Source organism: Pseudomonas ulcerans (assembly GCF_036324125.1).
GTDB classification, from domain to species: Bacteria; Pseudomonadota; Gammaproteobacteria; order Pseudomonadales; family Pseudomonadaceae; genus Aquipseudomonas; species Aquipseudomonas ulcerans.
Genome location: NZ_JAZDQN010000016.1, coordinates 67465 through 87068 on the forward strand (window position 1 = coordinate 67465; position 19604 = coordinate 87068).

Consider the following 19604-nt stretch of genomic DNA (forward strand, 5'->3'; position numbering starts at 1 on the left):
GACCTTGGGTACAGGAGATGAGCCCGGACAATACAACAGTTTGTGGAGATGCTGATGGCCTCATCGCTGGCAAGCCAGCGATGGGGCCATCAACCCCGGATCAGAACTCCAGGCTGAAGCTCACGGTCACCGCGTTGTCGCGGCTCTCGCTGGCCAACTGACCGGAATAACCCAGGCCCAGTTTGCCCTTCGCACCGACGCTCAGGTCCACGCCCGCCTCGACCACCGCGGCATCCCGGGCGATCGGTACGCCCGAGTTGCTGAACCCGGCACCGCCCTCGACGAAGCGCAGGTCGGCATCCGGCTTGGTATCACCGAAGGCATGCCGCCAGCCGATGCTGCCGCGCGGAGTGAGGGTGGCACCGTTGTCCAGGGTGAACGACTTGCCGACCCGCAGGCCCACGGTGGAGAACACCACGTCCTGATCGGTGTTGGCTTCCAGGCGCCCTACCCCGCCTTTTTCACGCGCCTTGTCGCTGTCGTGGTTGACGTAGGCCAGGCCGGCGAACGGCTCCAGCGCCACGCCGTTGGCATCGATGGCGTAGCCCACTTCGCCGAACACCTGTGCAGTGCGCGCCTTGTAGCTGGACTTCAGGCGATCGTTGTAGTCGCCAGCCTGCACGTAGCGCTTGCTGTCGATGTCGTGCCAGGTGTAGCCGGCGCCGAGACGGGCGGCGAAAGCGTCCATCTGGTAGCTCAGGTAGGTCGCCAGGTGGTAGCTGTCCACCGACGCATCCTGACCCTTGCCCTTGGCGTTGATGCTGCTGTTGGTGTAACCGGCGGCGATACCGGCGCGCCATTGGTCGTTGAGGTTGTTGTCGAAGCCGATCAGGAAACCGGACAGGTCGCGGTCGACGTTGGCCGCGTTGTGGCCGCCATCGAAATCACCCCAGCCGCCCACGGCACGGATCCAGCCCACGCCCTCGCCGCTGCAGCCACGACCGGTGGTCTGCTGGTTGCTGGTCGGTGCCAGGGTGTTGCGCGGATCCTGTTCATCGCTGCAACCGGCCTGGCGCATACGGTCGTTGACTGCGTCGCGGATGTAGCGCGAGTCCTCGATCAGCACGGTGGCGGTGCTGGCGTAGATCTCGCCGGACAGGCTTTCGAACGTCGCCACGGCGCTGCTGGCGGTGGAGCTGATCACCGCGTTGCGCAGGGAGGCCGGCGCCGCGGCGCTTTCCAGGGCTGCCGCGACTTCACGCTGGTTGTCGGTCTGCGCCACGCTGGCGAAGGCCGTGCCGTTGCGCGCCACGTCCAGGGTCACGGCATTGGCGCCGTAGTTCAGCGTGGTGTCGAGGAACGCCAGCTGGGTCAGGTTGTTGCTGGCAAAGGTACCGCTGACGCCTCCGGTGGCCGAGACCAGGGTGTACTGGGTGTCACCGCTGTACGAGCCGAGGTTGGCCACGTTCAGCGTGCCGCCCAGGTTCGCCGTGCCGCCTACGTTGAGGTAGTTGGTCAGGCTTGGCGTCAGTGCGATGGTCAGGGTACCGGCGTTGCTGAAGTTGCCCGCCACCGAGAGGTTGCCGCCATCCAGGCCGGTAACCACGCTGCCGTTGTTGACCAGCGAACCGACGCTGCCGGTACCGGCGAGCGTGCCATTGGTGCCGACGGTGACCTGGGCGCCGAACACGGTACCCGGGTTGGCCGCGTTGCCAACGATCACGCTGCCCTGGTCGACGCTGAAGGCGCCGTTGAACGGCTGGCTGCCGACGATCAGCAGGTCGCCGGTGCCTTGCTTGCTGATGCTGCCGTTACCGCTGAGGATGCCGCTGAACTGCCCGCTGCTGCCCTGGGCGAAGACCAGATTGGCGTTGTTGGTGATGTTGCCTTGCAGGCTGGTGGTGTTGCCCATCAGCGTACCGCCACTGACGGTGGTGCCGCCGGTGTAGGTGTTGGCGCCGGCGAGGTACAGGGTGCCCGCATCCAGTTTCTCGATGCCGCCTGTGCCCACCAGTGGCGCCGAGATGACCGCCGTACCGGTGCCGACGCGGACTGCCGCGAGGTCGCCGCCGGCCGAGTTGACCGCCTGCAGGGCACCGCCGGTGCCGGCCTGCACGGTATAGCCATCGGTGAGGAACTGCAGACCGGTGAAGGACTGCTGGCCGGCCACGGTGACAGTGCCCGCGTCACCGCCGAACACGGCAAAGGTGTCGTTCCAGGCATTGCTGCTGGTGCCGGCGGTGTTGGTCCAGTTGGTGGTGCCGCTGGCCCAGGTGCCGGTACCGCCGCTGACGGTGCCGTCGCCGGTGGTCTTGCTGCCGTTCCAGAACAGCAGGTTGCTGCCCACTACCAGGTTGATCTGGTTGGCGATGGCAGTCTGCAGGGTCAGGTCCGCCAGCGTGGTGCCGGCTGGCAGGGTGCCGTAGGCCAGGCCGTTGTCGGTGACGCTGCCGCCGTAAGTGAACAGCTGGTACACACCTTGGCCGAAGCCGCCGGCATTGCTGATGTTCAGCGTACCGTCCAGTACCAGGTTGCCCGCGACCGCAACCACGGTGGTGGAGCCGCCTGGCGCGCCGAGGGCGAAGTTCAGGTTGCTGCCCGAGGACAGGTTGAGGTTGCCCACGCTCAGCGGTGCGGTTGCGGTGCCGGCGTTCAGGCTGGCGCCATCGGCGATGGTCACGGTGCCGCTGTAGGTGCCGCTGCCGCCGAGGCTGGCGCCGCTGGCGACCTGTACGTTGGCGCTGGCCAGGGTGCCGTTGTTCACCAGGCTGCCGGCGCTGACCAGGGTGTTGCCGGTGAAGCCGCTGGTGCCGGTGAGCAGCAGTTGCCCGGTACCGGATTTGGTCAGGGTGCCCGCGCCGCTCAGGTTGCCGCTGTAGGTACCGTCGGCGTTCTGCGCGAACGTCAGCGCGCCGTTGTTGGTGATGGCGCCCTGCAGGCTGGTGGTATCACCGGTCACGCTGCCCGCGTTGATGGTGGTACCGCCGCCGTAGGTGTTGGCGCCACTGAGCAGCAGCGAGCCGTTGCCGTTCTTGACCAGGCTGCCGGTGCCGCTGATGACACCACTCAAGGTGGTGTCCTGGCTGCCGGCCAGGGTCAGTTGCGAGGTCAGGTTGAGCGCGTTGGCCAGTTGCAGGGCGCCGGTGCTGTCCAGCAGCGAAGCGCCAGTCACGCTGACGGTGCCGCTGCTCAGGGCGGCGTTGTTGCCCAGGGTCACGCTACCGCCGTTGAGCACGGTGCCGCCGGTGTAGGTATTGACGCCGTTCAGGGTCAGGTTGGCGCTGCCGTTCTTGGTCAGGCTGCCAGCGCCGCTGACCACGCCATCGAGGGTCAGGGCGTTGCTGCCGCCGATGCTCAGGCCACCGTTGAGCACGGTGTTGTTGGCCAGGGTAACGGCGGTGTTGCTGTCCAGGGTGGTGCCGGCTGCAGCGGTCAGGTCGCCCGTGCCCAGGGCACCGTTGTTGCCCACCACAAGCGTGCCGCGGTTGAGGGCGGTGCCGCCGGTGTAGCCGTTGGCGCCGTTGAGTACCAGGGTGCCGCCGTCCTCCTTGACCAGGGTTCCGGCACCGTTGATCGCTACGCCCAGGGTCCCGGTGACACCGGGATCGACCCGCAGGATGTTGCTGCCGGCGCTCAGTACCAACTCACCGCCGATGCCACCGTTGAGGGTGTAGCCGTTATCCATGAACTGCAGGCCGGTGATGGCGTGCGAGCCGTTGACGGTGATGGTGCCGCCAGTGCCCTGGAACACCGCGAAGGTGCCGTTCCAGGCCTGGTTGATGCTGCCGTCGGTATTGGTCCAGTTGGTGTTGGTGTTGTCCCAGACACCGAAGCCACCGTCCACGGAACCGTTGCCCGAGGTCTGGTTGCCGTCCCAGAACAAGGTGGTGTCCGAACCACCGACCACCAGGTTGATCTGGTTGCTGACCGAGGTCTGCAGCACTACGTTGGCGGGATCAACGGTGCCAGGCAGGGTGTTGATGGCCAGGCCATTGTTGACCAGGTTGCCGGCGTAGTAGGCCAGGCGATAGACACCGCGGCTGAAACCGCCACCGTCGGTGATATTGAGGTTGCCGTCCAGGGTCAGGTCGCCGGCCACGCTCAGCAACGACGAACTGCCGACCAGGGGGGCGCCCAGCGATGCGTTGACGTTCGAGCCACTGTCCAGCACCAGCGAACCGACGTTGAGGGTATTGCCGCTCTGCAGGTTCAGGTTGCCGTCGGTAGCCACGGTGACTGCGCCGGCGAGGTCGCCGGTACCGCCCAGGCCGGTGTTGGCACCGACGCTGACGGTATTGCTGGCCAGGCTGCCATCGACCACCAGGTTGCCGCCGCTGACGGTGGTGGTACCGGTGATGCTGTTAGTGCCGGTGAGGGTCAGGGTGTCGGTGCCGACCTTGTTCAGGCTACCGGTTCCACTCAGGGCACCGGCGAAGGTGCCACCGCCCACCGCCAGGGTGACGCCGCTATCGACTTCCACGCCGCCACTGCCTTGCAGGCTGGTCAGGCTCAGGTTGCCGCCCAGGTCGAGGTTGGCGCCGCTGCTGACGTTGAGTTGGGCCGGGTTGCCCAGGGCACCACTGCTGGTGGTTCTCAGGGTACCGGCCAGGACGTTGAAGATACCGGTGAAGGTGTTGTTGCCACCCAGGGTCAGGGTCGCCAGGCCGTTCTTGTCCAGGGTGCCGACGCCGCTGAGTACGCCATTCAGGGTCAGGTCGTTGATGCCGGCGACCGACAGGGTGCCGCTGATATCGACATCGTTGCCCAGGACCATGGCGCTGGTGTTGTTCAGCAGCGAGTTGCTGGTGACCCGCAACTGGCCAGTACCGAGTGCCGAGCCATTGCCCAGGGTCAGGTTGCCGCTGTTCAGGGTCAGGCCGCCCGCGAAGTTGTTGATCCCGTTCAGGGTCAGGTTGCCGAGGCCGTTCTTCAGCAGGCGACCGTTGCCGCCCACGACGCCATTGAGGGCCAGGTCGTAGGTGCCATCGAGGGTCAGGTCGGAGCCCAGTTGCACGTTGTTGGCCAGGGCCATCGCGCTGCTGGTATCCAGCTGGGACGCACCGGTCACCGACAGGGTGCCGCTGCCCAGCGCTGCGCTGTTGCCCAGGCGCAGCTGGCCGGCCGCCAGGTTCACGCCGCCGGTGAAGGCATTGACGGCGTTCAGGGTCAGGGTGCTGATGCCTTGCTTGGTCAGGCTGCCGACACCGTTGACCGGGCCGTTCAGCGTCAGGTCGTTGGTGCCGACCAGCAGCAGGTTGCCCGCCAGGTTGAGGGTGTTGCCCAGGGTCACTGCGCCCTGCGTATCCAGCGAGGTGCCATTGGCGGCAGTCAGGGCGCCAGCGCCCAGGGACGCATCGGTACCCAGGATCAGGCGGCCGGCATTGAGCCTGAGGCCGCCCAGGAAGGTGTTGTTGTTACCCAGGGTCAGGAAGCCGTTGCCGTTCTTGACCAGGCTGCCGTTGCCGCTGACCACGCCGTTGAGGGTCAGGTCGTTGGTGCCGGCCAGGGTGAGCGCGCCGGTCACGTCGACGGTATTGCCGATCATCACCGCCTGGTTGCTGTCCAGGGTGGTGCCGGCTGCGGTGGTCAGGGCTCCGGAGCCCAGGGCGCTGTCGTTGCCGAGCACCAGGGTGCCGCCGTTCAGCGCTGTGCCGCCGGAGTAGGTGTTGACGCCGTTGAGCACCAGGGTGCCGACATCCAGTTTGGTCAGGGTGCCGGTGCCTTCGAGCGGCAGGTCCAGGGTGGCGGTGACGCCATTGTCGACCCGTACGCCGAAGTAGGTGCCGTTACGGTTGCTGATGTTCAGCGAGCCGTTGGTACCCGCGACCAGTTGGTAGCCATCGGTCATGAATTGCATGCCGTTGACGTTCTGCTGGCCATCCACGGTGACGGTGCCGGTGGCGCCCTGGAATACCGCGAACTGGCCCTGCCAGTCGAGGTTGGTGAAACCGTCGTAGTAGGCCCAGTTGGCGGTGGTGGCGTCCCACACGCCACTGCCGCCTTCGATCAGGCCGTTGCTGGTGGTGTCGACACCGTCCCAGAACTGTATGACCAGGTTCTGGGAGCCTACCAGCAGGCCTACCTCGTTGGCGGTGCCGGTGAGCAGGGTCAGCTCGCTGAGATCGACACCGGTCGGCAGGTCGCCGAAGGTGACACCGTTGTCGGTCAGGCTGCCGCCGTAGCTGAACAGCTTGTAGACACCGTTGCCCAGGCCGCCGAAGTCGGCAATGTTGAAGGTACCGGCCATGGTCAGGGCGCTGGCCACGTGGAACAGTTCAGTCCCCCCGGTGAGCGGCGAGCCCAGGTTGAAGTCGACGGCGCTGTTCTGCGAGAGCACCAGGTTGTTGAAGCTCAGGGTCTGGCCGCTGTAGCCCGCCAGGGTGGCGCCATCGGCGATCGTGGTGGTGCCGTTGATGCTGCCGCTACCGGTCAGGGTCGCACCGCCATCGACATTCAGGCCACCGCTGCCATTGAGGGCGCCGGTGACTTTCAGGGTACCCGCGCTGACGGTGTTGAGCCCGGTGTTGTCGCTGGTGCCGGCCAATTCCAGCACGCCGGTACCGACTTTGTTCAAGCCGCCGCTCTGGGTCACCGTACCCGCGAACACGCTGTCGAGGTTGTTGCCGCCGACGCTCACATCACCGTTGGTGATGCGCATGACGCCCTGGCCGGTAAGGCTGCCGATATTGATGTTGCCGTCGATAGTCAGCCCGGCGCCTGCGGCCAGGCTGGCGGACCTCAGGTCGCCCAGGGCATTGGGGAAGGCCCCGGTGACGTAACCGGCCAGCACATCGATGTCGCCACTGAAGTTGCCGGTGGTCAAAAGCAGCACTTCGTCGCTGCCGGTCTTGGTCAGCGTCCCGCTGCCATTGAGCGCACCCATGAACATGAGCTCGGCAGGGGTATCCAGGGTCATGTTGCCGTCGACCACGAAGGTGTTGTAGAGGGTACGCGACTGGGTATTGCGCACGATGGTTGCGGTGTTACCGGCGTTGGCAACCACCGCACCGGTCCCGAAGGCGCTGTCGTTGCCGGCCACCACGACACCACCGTTGAGCGTGGTGTCCCCGCTGTAGGTGTTGGCGCCAGTCAGGGTCAGTGTGCCGGTGCCGGTCTTGACCAGGCTGCCGTTGCCGCTGACGACACTGTTCAGGGTCAGGTTGTTGGCCCCGCCGATCGTCAGGCTGCTGTCGGTCTGGATGCCGTTGCTCAAGGCCACGCCGTTGTTTGCCGCCACCAGGCTGGCCGAGCCGGAGACGGTCAGGTTGCCGCTGCCCAGCGAGCCGTTCTGGCCGACGGCCAGGGTGCCGGCATTGAGCACGGTGCCACCGCTGTAGTTGTTGCTGCCGTTCAGGGTCAGGGTGCCCGCGCCGTTCTTGACCAGGCTGCCGCCCGCGCCGTTCAGCGTGCCGTTCAGGGTCAGGTCGTTAGTGCCGGCGATGGTCAGCGCAGCCAGCACGCTGAAGTTGTTGGCCAGGGTCACAGCGGTGGAGCTGTCCAGACCTGCGACACCGGTGGTGATGTTGCCGGTACCGAAGGCGGTATTGCTGCCCACGGTGGTGGTGCCGCCGAGCAGGAAGGTATTGCCGGTGTAGGTATTGTTGCCGGTCAGCAACAGGCTGCCGGTGCCGGTCTTGGCCAGGTTGCCGGTGCCGTCGATCACGCCATTGAGCGCCAGGCTCTGGGCGCCGTTCAGGGTCAGGCTGCCGAGCAGGTGCACGGCGTTGTTCAGGTTGGCGGCGACGGTGTTGTTGAAGATACCGCCCGCTGCGGTCAGGGCGCCGCTGCCCAGGCCGGTGGCAGAAGCCAGGACCAGGGTGCCGGCATTCAGGCGCACGCCGCCGCTGAAGGTGTTGTTGCCACCCAGGGTCAACTCGGCCAGGCCGCTCTTGAGCAGGCTGCCGGTGCCGCTGATGTTGCCGTTCACGGCCAGTTGGTTGCTGCCGCTGAAGGTCAGGGTGTTCGCACCCAGGGCGATGGCGTTGGCAATGGCGATGCCGCTGTTGTTGGCCGCGTCGAGGAAGGTCGCCGCCCCGGTGATGTTCAGGGCGCCGCTGCCCAGCGCGTTGTTGTTGCCTAGCAGCAAGGTGCCGTCGGCCAGGGTGGTGCCGCCGCCGTGGCTGTTGGAGCCATTGAGGGTCAGGGTCCCCGCGCCGGTTTTCAGCAGTGCGCCGGTACCGGCCAGGCTGCCATTGAGGGTGATGTCGTTGCTGCCGTCGAGGGTCAGCAGCGCACCGAGGTTGATGGCGTTGGCCAGGCTGAAGGTGCTGGTGCCGGCCAGGGTCGAGGCGGCGCCGACATTCAGGGCGCCGGTGCCGATGGCGGCATCGTTGCCGACGGTCAGGGTGCCGCCGTTCAGGTTGGTCGGCCCGGTGTAGGTGTTGACGCCGAGCAGGGTCAGGTTGCCCGTCCCGTTCTTGGTCAGGCCACCCGCACCAGCAACCAGGCCGAACAGGGTCAGGTCGGAGTTGCCGATCAGGTTCAGGTTGCCGCCCAGGTTGAACGCGTTGCCCAGCGAAGTGGTGCCGAGGGTGCCGAGGGTCACGCCATCCAAGGTATTCAGGGCGCCCGCGCCCAGCGCCGTGTTGCTGCCGACCACCAGGGTACCGCCGTTCAGGGTGGTATCGCCGGTGTTGCCGTTGTTGCCGGTCAGGGTCAGGACACCGGCGCCGTTCTTGATCAGACCGCCAGCGCCATCGAGGTTGCCGCTCAGGGTCAGGTTGTTGCTGCCGACGATGCTCAGGCCGCCGAGCAGGGTAATGCCGTTGGCCAGGTTGAGTGCTGCACTGCTGTCGAGCGCGGTGGCGTCGGCAGCGGTCAGGTGACTGGTGCCCAGTGCCGCATTGTTGCCGACCACCAGGGTGCCGCCGGCAAGGCTGGTCGCGCCCTGGTAGGTGTTGGCAGCGTTGAGGGTGAGCGTGCCGTTGCCGACCTTGTTCAGGCCGCCGGTACCGGCAACCAGACCGTTCAAGGTCAGGCTGGCGTTGCCTGGCAGGGTCAGGTCGGCGCCGAGATTGACGGCATTGCCGAGGGCGACGGCGCCGCTGTTGTTCAGGCTGGAAGCGCCGGTGACGTTCAGCGCGCCGCTGCCCAGCGCCGCGCCGCTGGCGACGGTCAGGCTGCCGGCAGCCAGGGTGGTGCCGCCGGCGTAGGTGTTGAGGCCGCTCAGGGTCAGGTTGCCCGCGCCGTTCTTGACCAGGCCGCCAGCACCGCTGATCACGCCGCCCAGGGCCAGGTCGCTGGTTCCCAGCAGGGTCAGGCTGTTGGCCAGGTCGACGGCGTTGGCCAGCGACAGTGCCGGCGTGTTGTCGAGGGTGATGCCGGCGCCCGCCACATGCAGGGTGCCGCTACCCAGGGCGGTGTTGTTGCCCAGTACCAGCGCGCCCGCATTGATGGTGGTGCCGCCGGTGTAGGCATTGGCGCCGTTCAGGGTCAGGGTGCTGGCGCCGTTCTTGACCAGGCTGCCGCCGCCGGTGACCAGGCCATTCAGGGTCAGGGCATTGCTGCCGGTCAGGTTGAGGGCGCCGAAGGTGCCGATGTTGTTGGCCAGGGTGACGGCGGTGTTGCTGTCCAGGGTGGTGTTGGCCGCAGTCACCAGGGTGCCGTTGCCCAGCGCCGAGTCGTTGCCGAGTACCAGGGTGCCGCCATTGAGCAAGGTACCGCCGGTGTAGCTGTTGGCGCCGTTGAGTACCAGGGTGCCGGCGTCCACCTTGTTCAGCACACCACTGCCGGTCAGGCCGACATTGAGGGTCGCGGTGGCATTCGGGTCGACGCGGAAGGTCGCGGTGCCGTTGCCGTTGTTGACCAGTTGCAGTGCGCCAGGGCCGTTGAGCACGTAGCCGTCGACGGTGAACTGCAGGCCGGTGATGACCTGGGTGCCATTGACGGTAACGGTGCCTGCCGGGGTCTGGAACACGGCGAAGTTGCTGCTCCAGTCGCGGTTGCCGGTGCCGTTGACCGTGGTCCAGTTGGTGGTGGTGGCATCCCAGGTGCCGCTGCCGCCCTGGATCACGCCGTCGCTGACGGTACTGCTGCCATCCCAGAACAGCACGCTGCCGTTGGCGCCGCCGACCAGCAGGTTGACCTGCGCGCCGATCGCGGTCTGCACCTGCAGGTCGCCTGGCAGGACGCTGCCCGGTACGCTGCCGATCACCAGGCCGTTGTCGGTGAGCGTGCCGGTGTAGTCGATCAGCCGGTAGATACCGGCGCCGAAGCCGCCGATATCGCTGACGTTCAGATTGCCGTCGAGGGTCAGGTTGCCGCCCACGGCGAGCAGCGCGTTGCCGCCGGTGGACGGCGAGCCGAGGCCGACGTCGAGGTTCGAGTTGCCGTTGAGGGTCAGCGCGCCGGTGCTGAGCTTCGTGCCGCTGTTCAGCGCCAGGTGGCCGCCGTCGGCAATGTTCACCGGGCCGGCGATGGTGCCGCTGCCGGTCAGGGTCGCGCCGGTATTCACCTGCACCTGGCCGCCGGCCAGGGCGCCGCTGACATTCAGCGTGCCGCCGTTGACCTGGGTGTTGCCGGTGTAGGTATTGGTGCCGCCCAGTTCCAGGCTGCCGCTGCCGGTCTTGACCAGGCCGCCGTTGCCGGAGATCACGCCGCTGAACAGGCTGCCGAGGTTGCTGCCACCGATGCTCAGGCTGGTGTTGTTGCCCAGAGCGACCGAACCGCCGCCACTCAGGCCGCCGATGGCGGAACTGGCGCCGAGGTTGAGCAGCGCGCCGGTGGCGACGTTGACGCCCGAGGTGCTGCCCAGGGAGCCGGTGTTCAAGGTGGTCAGGCTGCCGGAAAGAATGTTCACCGCACCGGTGAAGGTGTTGGCGCCGGAGAGGATCAGGTCGGCCGCGCCGATCTTGACCAGGCCACCGGTACCGCTGAGCACGCCACCCAGGTTGAGCGCGTTGTTGCCGGCCACCGTCAGGTCGGCGCCGAGGGCGATGGCATTGCCCAAGGCCAAGGCCGCGCTGTTGTCCAGGGTCGCCGCGCCGGTGACGCTCAGGGCGCCGTTGCCCAGGGCGCTGCCATTGCCGACGGTCAGGGTGCCAGCCGCCAGCGTGGTGCCGCCGGCATAGGTGTTGACGCCGTTCAGGGTCAGGTTGCCCGCACCGCTCTTGACCAGGCCGGCTGCGCCATCGATGACGCCGTTGAGGGTCAGGTCGCTATGGCCGGTGAGGTTCAGGTTGGCGCCGAGGGTGATGGCGTTGCCCAGGGCGAACGGCGAGTTGGTGTTCAGGTTCGAGGCGCCGGTGACGGTCAGGCGACCGCTGCTGATGGCGCCGGCATTGCCGAGGGTCAGGGTACCCGCGCTGAGCGTGGTACCGCCGGTGTAGGTGTTGACTCCGGTGAGAGTCAGGTTGCCCAGGCCATTGGAGGTAAGGCTGCCGGCACCGCTGATCACGCCGCTGAGGGTCTGGTCGGCCGTGCCGCCCGTGCTCAGTGCACCGTTCAGGATGATGTTGTTGCCCAGGTTGATCGTGGTGTTGCTGTCGAGAGTGCCAGGGCCGGTCACGGTCACGACGCCGCTGCCCAGGGCCAGGCTGTTGCCGAGCACCAGGGTGCCGCTGGCCAGGGTGGTGCCGCCGGTGTAGGTGTTACGGTCGAAGTGCCTTGTTTGGTCAGGCCGCCAGTACCGGTGATCAGGCCGTTGAGGGACAGGTCGGCGCTGCCGCCCAGGACCAGGCCGCCGTTCAGGTTGATCAGGTTGTTGAGGCTGGCGGCGGTGGCCGCCTGGAGAATCGCGTTGCCACTGGCATTCAGCGCGCCGAGGCCGAGGGCGTTGTTGCTGCCCACGCTCAGGGTGCCGCCGCTGAGGTTGACCGGGCCGGCGAAGGTGTTGTTGCCGGACAGGGTCAGCTTGGCGCTGCCGGTCTTGGTCAGGCCACCGGCGCCGGCGATGTCGCCGGTCAGGGCCAGGTCGCTGCTGCCGAGCACGTTGACATTGCCGGTGAGGGTCACGGCGTTGGCCAGGCTCACCGCCTTGTTGGCGTCCAGTGCGGCGCCAGCGCCCGCAGTCAGGGTGCCGCTGCCAAAGGCAGTGTTGGAACCTGCCACGAGGGTGCCCGCGGACAGGAGGGTGCCACCGCTGTAGGTGTTGGCGCCGTTCAGGGTGACGGTGCCGGTACCGGCCTTGGTCAGGCCGCCGACACCGTCGATTACACCATTGAGGGTCAGGTTGGCACTGCCCGGCAGGGTCAGGCCGGCATTCAGGTGCACGGCGTTGGCGAGGATCTGCGCGCCCGTGGTGCTCAGGTTGGCGGCACCGCCGACGGTCAGGTCGCCTGTGCCGATGGCGGTGCCGCTGCCGATGTTCAGGGTGCCGGCATTGAGCGTGGTGCCGCCGGTGTAGGTGTTGACGCCGGACAGGGTCAGGGTGGCGTTGCCGGTCTTGACCAGGCTGCCGGTGCTCTGACCGTTGGTGATCGCCCCGGTCAGGCTGAGATTCCCGGTACCACCGAGGGACAGCGCGCCATTGGCGATAATCGCGTTGGCAAGGGTGACTGCACTGGCGGCATCGAGCGCGGTGCCGTCTGCGGCAGTCACAGTGCCCGAACCCACTGCACTGGAGTTACCCACCACGATGCGGCCGGCGTTCAGCGCGATATTGCCGGAGAAACCGGTGTTGGTGCCGTTGAGCAGCAGGTTGCCCGCGCCTTCCTTGGTCAGTTTGCCGCTGCCGGTGATGGCGCCGCTCAGGCCCAGGTTGTTGCTGCCGCCGATGGTCAGGTCGCTGTTGAGGGCAATCTGGTTGGCGAGGATGGCCGAGGCGCTGCTGTCGAGGACCGAAACGCCAGCAACGGTCAGGGTACCGATGCCCAGGGCGGTGTTGCTGCCCACCACCAGGCTGCCGGCATTGAGCACGACGCCGCCCTGGAAGGTGTTGGCGCCACTCAGGCCCAGGGCGCCGGTGCCATTCTTGGTCAGGCGGCCGGTGCCGGTGACCAGGCCGCTGAGGCCGAGGTCGGCAGTGCCGCCGATGCCGAGATTGCCGGCCAGGTTGACCTGGTTGGCCACGGAGACGGCGGTGCTGGCATCCAGCACGGTGCCGTCGGCAGCATTCAGCACGCTGGTGCCGAGGGCGACGTTGCTGCCCAGGACCAGGGTGCCGGCGTTGAGGTTGGTCAGCCCGGAGTAGCTGCTGCCGGTGCCGCTCAGGGTCAGGGCGCTGGTGCCGTTCTTGTTCAGGCCGCCGGCGCCGCTGATGTTGCCGGTCAGGCTCAGGGCGTTGTTGCCGGCCACGTTCAGTTGGCCGATCACGCTCACGGCATTGCCGAGCGTCATGGCGCTGGCAGTGTCGAGGGTTGCGCCCGCCGCAGTGCTCAGGGTACCGGTGCCGAGGGCGCTGGCGTTGCCCAGCAGCAGGGTGCCCGCGCTGAGCGTGGTACCGCCGCCGTAGGTATTGACTCCGTTGAGGGTCAGGGTGCCGCTGCCGGTCTTTTCCAGGCTGCCGGCGCCATCGATCACGCCACCGAGGGTCAGGGCATTGCCGCCAACCGGCAGGGTCAGGACGGAGTTCAGATGGATATTGTTGGCCAGCGCCAGCGGCACGGTACCCGCCAGGGTCGATGCGCCACCAACGGTGATAGCGCCGTCGCCGATGGCGCCGGCATTGGTCAGGGCCAGCACGCCGCCGAGCAGCGTGGTGCTGGCGTAGGTGTTGACCCCGGACAGGGTCAGGTTGCTCGCGCCGACCTTGACCAGGGAGCCGGTACCGCTGATCAGGCCGCTCAGGGTCAGGTTGCCGGTGCCGCCGACGTTCACTGCGCCGTTGAGGGTGATGCCGTTGCCCAGGCTCAGCGAGGTGTTCGAGTCCAGGGTCGCGCCAGCGGAGACAATCAGGTTGCCCTGCCCCAGCGCGTTGGCGTTGCCGACCACCAGGCGGCCAGCATTGAGCTGGGTATCGCCGGTGTAGGTGTTGTTGCCGTTGAGGATCAGGTCGGCAGTGCCGTTCTTGATCAGGCCGGCGCCGGCGACGCCGCTGATGACACCGTTCAGGCCCAGGGCCGAAGTGCCACCGATGATCAGGTTGTCGCCAAGGTTGACCGCGTTGTTCACGCTGACGGCGGTATTGGCATCCAGAGTGGTGTTGGTGGCGGTGGAAAGCGTTCCGGTGCCCATTGCACGGACGCTGCCCAGGACCAGGGTACCGGCGTTGAGCGCTACACCATTCTGGAACAGGTTGTCGCCGCCGAGGGTCAGGGTGGCCGAGCCATTCTTGGTCAGGCTGCCGTTGATGCCGGTAATTTGGCCGTTCAGGGCCAGGTCATTGCTACCGGCGATAGTCAGGTTGCCGAGCAGGACCACATTGGTGCTGACACTGCGCGCAGCGTCGGCGTCCAGTGTGGTGTTGGCGCCAGCCTGCAGGCTGCCGACCCCCAACGCACTATTGTGGCCGACGATCAGCTTGCCGGTCGCCAGTGACAGGACTCCGGAAAAGGTGTTGGCACCCGTCAGGGTCAGGTCGCCGGCGCCGTTCTTGATGATCGCGCCGCTACCGCTGAGCACGCCGCTGAGGGTGCTGGCCGCGGTATTGGTGAGCGTCAGGACGCGGGTGCCCACGTTGATCGCGTTGCCGACGGTGAGGCCATCGGCCAGCAGGGTGGAGCTGGAGGTCAGGGTCAGCTGGCCGGTGCCCAGGGCGGTGTTGTTGGTCAGCACCAGGGTGCCGCCGCCGAGGGTCGAGTTGCCGGTAAAGTCGTTGGCGCCGCTGAGGGTCAGGGTGTTGGCGCCGGTCTTGTTCAGGCCGCCGGTGCCGGAGATCTTGCCTGCCAGGGTGAGGTTGCTGCCGCCGGTCAGGGTCAGGTTGCCGTTGAGCTGGACCAGGTTGGTCAGGGTCTGGGCGGTGCTGGTATCAAGCGCCGCCGTGCCGCCGACACCGGCGGTGATGGTGTTGCCGGAAGCGATGGAACCGAGACTGCCAAGGGTCAGCTTGCCGCCGTTGATGAACAGACCACCGTCGAACGTGTTGGTGTTGTTCAGGGTCAGGTCGCCGCTGCCTGCGGCCTTGGTCAGCGAGCCGGTGCCGCTGATAACGCCGCCAAGGGTCACCGCCCCGGTGTTGTTCACGCTGAGACTGGCGCCGTTGAGGCCAATGGCATTTGCCACCGTCATCGCCCCCGTGGTCGCCAGGGTGCTGGCGCCGGTGACGTTGAGTGACTGGTTGCTCAGGCCCGCAGCGTTGGCAAGGTTGATGGTGCCGCCGGCCAGCGTGGTGGTACTGGAGAAGTTGTTGGCTGCGCCGAGGGTGAGGGTGCCGGTGCCGGTCTTGGTCAAGGCACCGCTGCCGGTGAGCACGCCGTTCAGGGTCAGGGCATTGATGCTGTTGTTGACCGTCAGGCCGTTGGTGCCGAGTGTAATACCACTGGCCACCACTGTCCCGGCGGTCGCTGCGCCCAGGGCACCACCGTTTGCCGTGATGTTGGCGCCGGTGAGTGCGGCGGAGTCGACATTGAGCAGGCCGCCGCTAAGCAGCACGGTGGTGTTGGTGGCACTGCCGCTGAACAACTGGTTGGTCAGCGACCAGGTGCCGCCGGTGACCACCAGGTTGTTGAAGTTGAGGTAGTTGCTGCCGTTGATGGTGCCGGTGGTGGGCTTGGTACCGTCCGGGTTCAGTTGCAGGTACAGCGTGTTGCCGCCGGTGCTGTTGTTCAGGGTACCGCCGTCGACAAAGCCGGTGGCGGCATAGGTGATGCCCAGGCTGATGATGCCCGCCAGGTCCAGGGCGACGCCGCTGCCCTTGTTCACCGACGACCCGGTGCTGGCGTAGAAACTGTTGGAGTAGCCGCCGGCGCCCAGGTTGACGCTGCCGTTGATGGTGCCGCTGTTGGTGAAGGTGTTGCCGGTGGCGCCGATGGAAACCGCCTGCATCGCCACCCGGCCAGTAATGGTGCCGGTGTTGGTGATGATGTTCCGCGCGCCGCCGCGCATTGCGATGACCGGGACATCCTCGAGTTGCACAGGGAGTGCCAGCAGGACGTTGCCGCCGATGGTGCCATCGTTGAGCAGTGTGGAAGTGCCGCCGGCACCGTTTTCGAGGACCAGCGCATTGCCATCGAGGCTGCCCAGAAGGCCGAGGGGCAGCGTCAGGGTCGAGCCCATCAGTACGCCGGACAGGTTGTTCCTGACCGTTACCGTACTGCCGGCGGCGTTGGAAATCCTGAGGCCGGTGGTCACGATGGAAAGGTTGGCGAGCAAGGCCGGGTCGATCCGCCCGTTATTGTTCACGGTGATCCCGGTGCCCGTGAGGTTGACCACCGGAGAGCCCGGAATCGTCGGCGTGATGGTCGCGCCAGTCCCCACGTTGAAGGTCAGGTTGCTGTTGGCGTAGGACTGGTTGCCGATGGTCGCGGCGCTGCAGCTAACGGTCGGGAAGTTGAGAACGCACGCGGCCTGGACTTCTGGACTGAAGAGACTGGAAAGCATCCCGCCTGCCGCCAGGCTGATGGCCAGCGGTAAGGGAGCGAAACGGGCGGTAAAGGTCTTCTTGGCGGTTCTTCTGTCCACGAGCGTCTCCTTCGTGGATCAGGCGAATCCGTTTTTGAATGCGTGCTGGCGCTCGCGCCATCCCCCTCAGGAACTACACACACTGCATGTCGAACTGCCTGACCCTGGCGAATACAGGTTCCTTGATGGGGGTGATTTGTAGCCAAAAATTTGGATCCACGCCGGACAATTCGTACACGCGCTTAGTATTAATCCTTTAGTGATAATCCCCGGAAACGCGGGGCGGAACCGATACGGCACGCGGGCTTGAGCTGACGAACGGTCGGAGTGAAATGAAATTTTTTTCAGAAAGATCGGAAAATCTAAATTATTTCTAAATGTTACAAACCTGACCGAACAGATGTTTTCGAGTGTTTGAAAATCCGGAAAGGTGGTAGGGGCGGCGTGGGTCATGCGGGTTGAGCCCGTCCCAGAGCGTCCACTATAGTGGCGGCATGACTACCGAAAACGATCTCGATGCCCGTATTGGCGCCCGCATCCGCACCGAGCGGGAAAGCCGAGGCTGGTCCCTCACTGAACTGTCGCAGCGCGCTGCAGTTTCCCGGGCGATGATCCACAAGGTCGAACGCGGCGAAAGCAGCCCTACCGCCAACCTGCTGGGCAAGCTCTCCGGTGCCTTCGGCCTGAGCATCTCCAGCCTGATAGCCCGTGCGGAAACCCGGCAGGGCCGCCTGCTGCGGGCCCAGGACCAACCGGCCTGGACCGATCCCGAGACCGGCTACCTGCGCCGACATGTATCGCCACAATCGGACCTGCCCGTCGACCTGCTGCAGATCACCCTCCCCGCCGGCAAGCACGTGCCCATGCCTGCTGCTGCCTACGCTTTCCAGCGCCAGCTGATCTGGGTGCTGCAAGGCGCGCTGGTGTTCGACGAAGGCGGCGTGCACCACCACATGGGGCCCGGCGACTGCCTGGAACTGGGCCCGCCGGTGGACTGCGTGTTCCGCAACGACAGCGACAACGACTGCATCTACGCCATCGCGCTGCTGAAGCAGCGCTGAGCACGGTCGTCGCCCGCGACAGCAGACGGGCTTGCCACGACAGTCCACTATATTGGATTATCCATCCATCATAGTTGCAAGACATGTCCGGAGAACCCATGACCATCCGCGATGCACGCCCGCACGACATCGACGGCATCACTGCCATCTACAACGACGCCGTGGCCCACTCCACCGCCATCTGGAACGAAACCCTGGTCGACAGCGCCAACCGCCTCGCCTGGCTCGCCGAGCGCCAGCGCGCCGCCTATCCCGTGCTGGTGGTGGTCGATGACGCCGACAGCGTCCTCGGCTATGCCTCGTTCGGCGACTGGCGGGCCTGGGACGGCTATCGCCACACCGTCGAGCACTCCGTGTACATCCGTGCCAACCAGCGTGGCAAAGGGCTGGGCGAAGCCTTGATGCAAGCCCTGATCGAACGGGCCCGTGCCATTGGCAAACACGTCATGGTCGCCGGCATCGAAGCGGGCAACCTTGGCTCCATCCGCCTGCATGAAAAGCTCGGTTTCGAACAGGTCGGTCACCTGCGTGAAGTCGGCGCCAAGTTCGGTAACTGGCTCGATCTGGTGTTTCTCCAGCTCACTCTCGATCCACGCACTGCGCCGGAGTAAGGAAATGGCCTGGGTCGTAGCCCTGCTCATCGCTGCCGGTGCCGCGCTGGTAGTGCAGAACCTGTTGATGGTGCACATCAGCAGTGGCGTCTCGACGGTACTCGTCGCCCTGCTGCTCAACTCGGCGGTCGGGCTCGTCGTCCTGCTCACGCTGCTGCTGGCACGCTCGGGGATGGCCGGGCTGGGCGAAATGTTTGCCACACTGCGTTACTGGAGCGTGCTGCCCGGTGTGCTCGGGTCGTTCATCGTCTTTGCAAGCATCTCGGGCTACCAGCGGCTGGGCGCGGCAGCGGCAATTTCGGTGCTGATCGCCAGTCAGTTGGTGGTGGGATTGGGCGTGGACATGTTCAGGTCCGGATGGAGCGGACTTTCGCCGCTCCTGGGGGTGATATTGCTGGTGGGCGGGGCGTGGCTGGTGGCTAGTCGTTGATTGGAGTTGCTGGACAAATACGGGCAATCGAAATGCACATAGCGCATATTGATAGAAATCAAAATTCTTATTGCGTATGTATTGCTGCGGTATCTTCGGGTTTTCGAACATCAGGTGCGAACATATGAGCAGTCCTCCCCCGTCCTTCCAGGAAACCCTTGGTGCTTATCGCCAGGAGCTGGATGTGCTCGACGAGCAGATAGTGGCCTTGCTTGCGAAACGCTTTGCCGTGACCCAGAAAGTCGGTGAGCTGAATGCCATGCATGCCGTCGAGCCCGTCGACAACGCGCGGGAGGCGGCACAACTGGAGCGGCTCACTGAGCTGTCGCGGCAATATGGTTTGCCTGATGCGACGACCCGCGCGATTTTCGAGACGGTTATCGGGCTGGTCCGGGACAACCATCGGGATATTGCGCGGGCCAGGGAGCACGGCGTCAGCTAGTTCATCATCCCTGCCCTCTCCCACCACATATTCCCACTGCCACATCGTCGATGATCGCCTTGACCTGTTCGCCAAGATAATGGGCGGCCCAGACAGGAGCGCCGTCTGCGGTGTCTGCGCCTCCGAGCAAGGTCAGGCGATTGATGCAGTCCATGAGGACCGAGGCCTGGGCCAGAGCATCCGCGCAAGGAACGCCCGGATTCACGCGAAACAGAGGTGCACTCACGGCAGTGCACTTGCTGAATGTAGCGGTACCAGCGGTGGTGATTACCGGGCTGAAACTCATCTGGGAAGTCATGGAAGCCTCGACATCTTCATGAAGGTCAGCCGAGCCTATCAAAAACCCATTTTGGGATAAACCTGTTTCAGGTTTATTAGGTAGGTCGGCTTTCAACCCGGCACACCTTCATGAAGACGATTCACACCGCAGCGTACCAACATCTCCTTGTCTTGCTGGTCGAGGCACGCAAGGCTTCCGGGCTCACCCAACAGGAGCTCTCAGAGCGCCTGGGACGGCCGCAGTCGTATGTGTCGAAATTTGAGCGGGGGGAGCGGCGGCTGGATGTAGTTGAGTTTCTGGTGATTGCCAGGAGCTTGGAGATAGATCCGCATGGGGTGATTGGGGAGGTTTATTCGGTACTGGGCTGATCGAATACCCCAGCCTCCACGTCCCTCTAAGTCCA

Annotated in this window: 8 protein-coding genes; 5 read left to right on the forward strand and 3 right to left on the reverse strand. The window is 65.7% G+C overall.

Going from position 1 to position 19604, the window contains the following annotated elements; all coding sequences use genetic code 11:
- Positions 1-100: 100 nt before the first annotated feature.
- Entirely contained in the window at positions 101-11488 is an 11388-nt protein-coding gene (locus V0R59_RS16270; RefSeq protein WP_330076139.1) for an autotransporter-associated beta strand repeat-containing protein, read from the reverse strand.
- Positions 11449-16437: a beta strand repeat-containing protein gene (locus V0R59_RS16275; RefSeq protein WP_330076138.1), complete on the reverse strand. Its 4989-nt coding sequence runs from the start codon at positions 16435-16437 to the stop codon at positions 11449-11451. Before V0R59_RS16275 ends, V0R59_RS16270 begins: the two co-directional genes overlap by 40 nt.
- A gap of 434 nt (positions 16438-16871) precedes the next feature.
- Here V0R59_RS16275 and V0R59_RS16280 point away from each other — a divergent pair, with 434 nt between their 5' ends.
- The 4 genes from V0R59_RS16280 to V0R59_RS16295 all read left to right on the forward strand — a co-directional run bounded on the left by V0R59_RS16280 (position 16872) and on the right by V0R59_RS16295 (position 18921).
- Positions 16872-17438: a helix-turn-helix domain-containing protein gene (locus tag V0R59_RS16280; protein WP_330076137.1), complete on the forward strand. Its 567-nt coding sequence runs from the start codon at positions 16872-16874 to the stop codon at positions 17436-17438.
- 98 nt (positions 17439-17536) lie between these two features.
- Positions 17537-18049, forward strand: a complete 513-nt coding sequence (locus V0R59_RS16285) for a GNAT family N-acetyltransferase (protein ID WP_330076136.1) — start codon at positions 17537-17539, stop codon at positions 18047-18049.
- A 4-nt stretch (positions 18050-18053) separates the two neighbouring features.
- Positions 18054-18479 carry a DMT family transporter gene (locus tag V0R59_RS16290; RefSeq protein WP_330076135.1) on the forward strand — a complete coding sequence of 142 codons (426 nt, stop codon included), beginning with the start codon at positions 18054-18056 and terminating at the stop codon, positions 18477-18479.
- Between the two features lie 124 nt (positions 18480-18603).
- Positions 18604-18921, forward strand: a complete 318-nt coding sequence (locus tag V0R59_RS16295) for a chorismate mutase (protein ID WP_330076134.1) — start codon at positions 18604-18606, stop codon at positions 18919-18921.
- Positions 18922-18925: 4 nt separating this feature from the next.
- Here the strand turns inward: V0R59_RS16295 and V0R59_RS16300 are convergent, their stop codons facing one another.
- The gene (locus V0R59_RS16300) at positions 18926-19207 is read right to left on the reverse strand and encodes a DUF3077 domain-containing protein (protein ID WP_330076176.1); all 282 of its coding nucleotides are present in this window, start codon (positions 19205-19207) and stop codon (positions 18926-18928) included.
- 122 nt (positions 19208-19329) lie between these two features.
- Between V0R59_RS16300 and V0R59_RS16305 the strand changes: the two genes are divergently transcribed.
- A complete protein-coding gene (locus V0R59_RS16305; RefSeq protein WP_330076133.1) occupies positions 19330-19569 on the forward strand; it encodes a helix-turn-helix domain-containing protein in 240 nt (79 codons plus the stop codon).
- Positions 19570-19604 lie beyond the last annotated feature (35 nt).

Excerpts from the sequence above, each read along its gene's own strand:
- V0R59_RS16280 (WP_330076137.1), top strand. The coding sequence starts at position 16,872 with ATGACTACCGAAAACGATCTCGATGCCCGTATTGGCGCCCGCATCCGC.
- V0R59_RS16285 (WP_330076136.1), top strand. The coding sequence starts at position 17,537 with ATGACCATCCGCGATGCACGCCCGCACGACATCGACGGCATCACTGCC.
- V0R59_RS16290 (WP_330076135.1), top strand. The coding sequence starts at position 18,054 with ATGGCCTGGGTCGTAGCCCTGCTCATCGCTGCCGGTGCCGCGCTGGTA.
- V0R59_RS16295 (WP_330076134.1), top strand. The coding sequence starts at position 18,604 with ATGAGCAGTCCTCCCCCGTCCTTCCAGGAAACCCTTGGTGCTTATCGC.
- V0R59_RS16300 (WP_330076176.1), bottom strand. The coding sequence starts at position 19,207 with ATGAGTTTCAGCCCGGTAATCACCACCGCTGGTACCGCTACATTCAGC.
- V0R59_RS16305 (WP_330076133.1), top strand. The coding sequence starts at position 19,330 with ATGAAGACGATTCACACCGCAGCGTACCAACATCTCCTTGTCTTGCTG.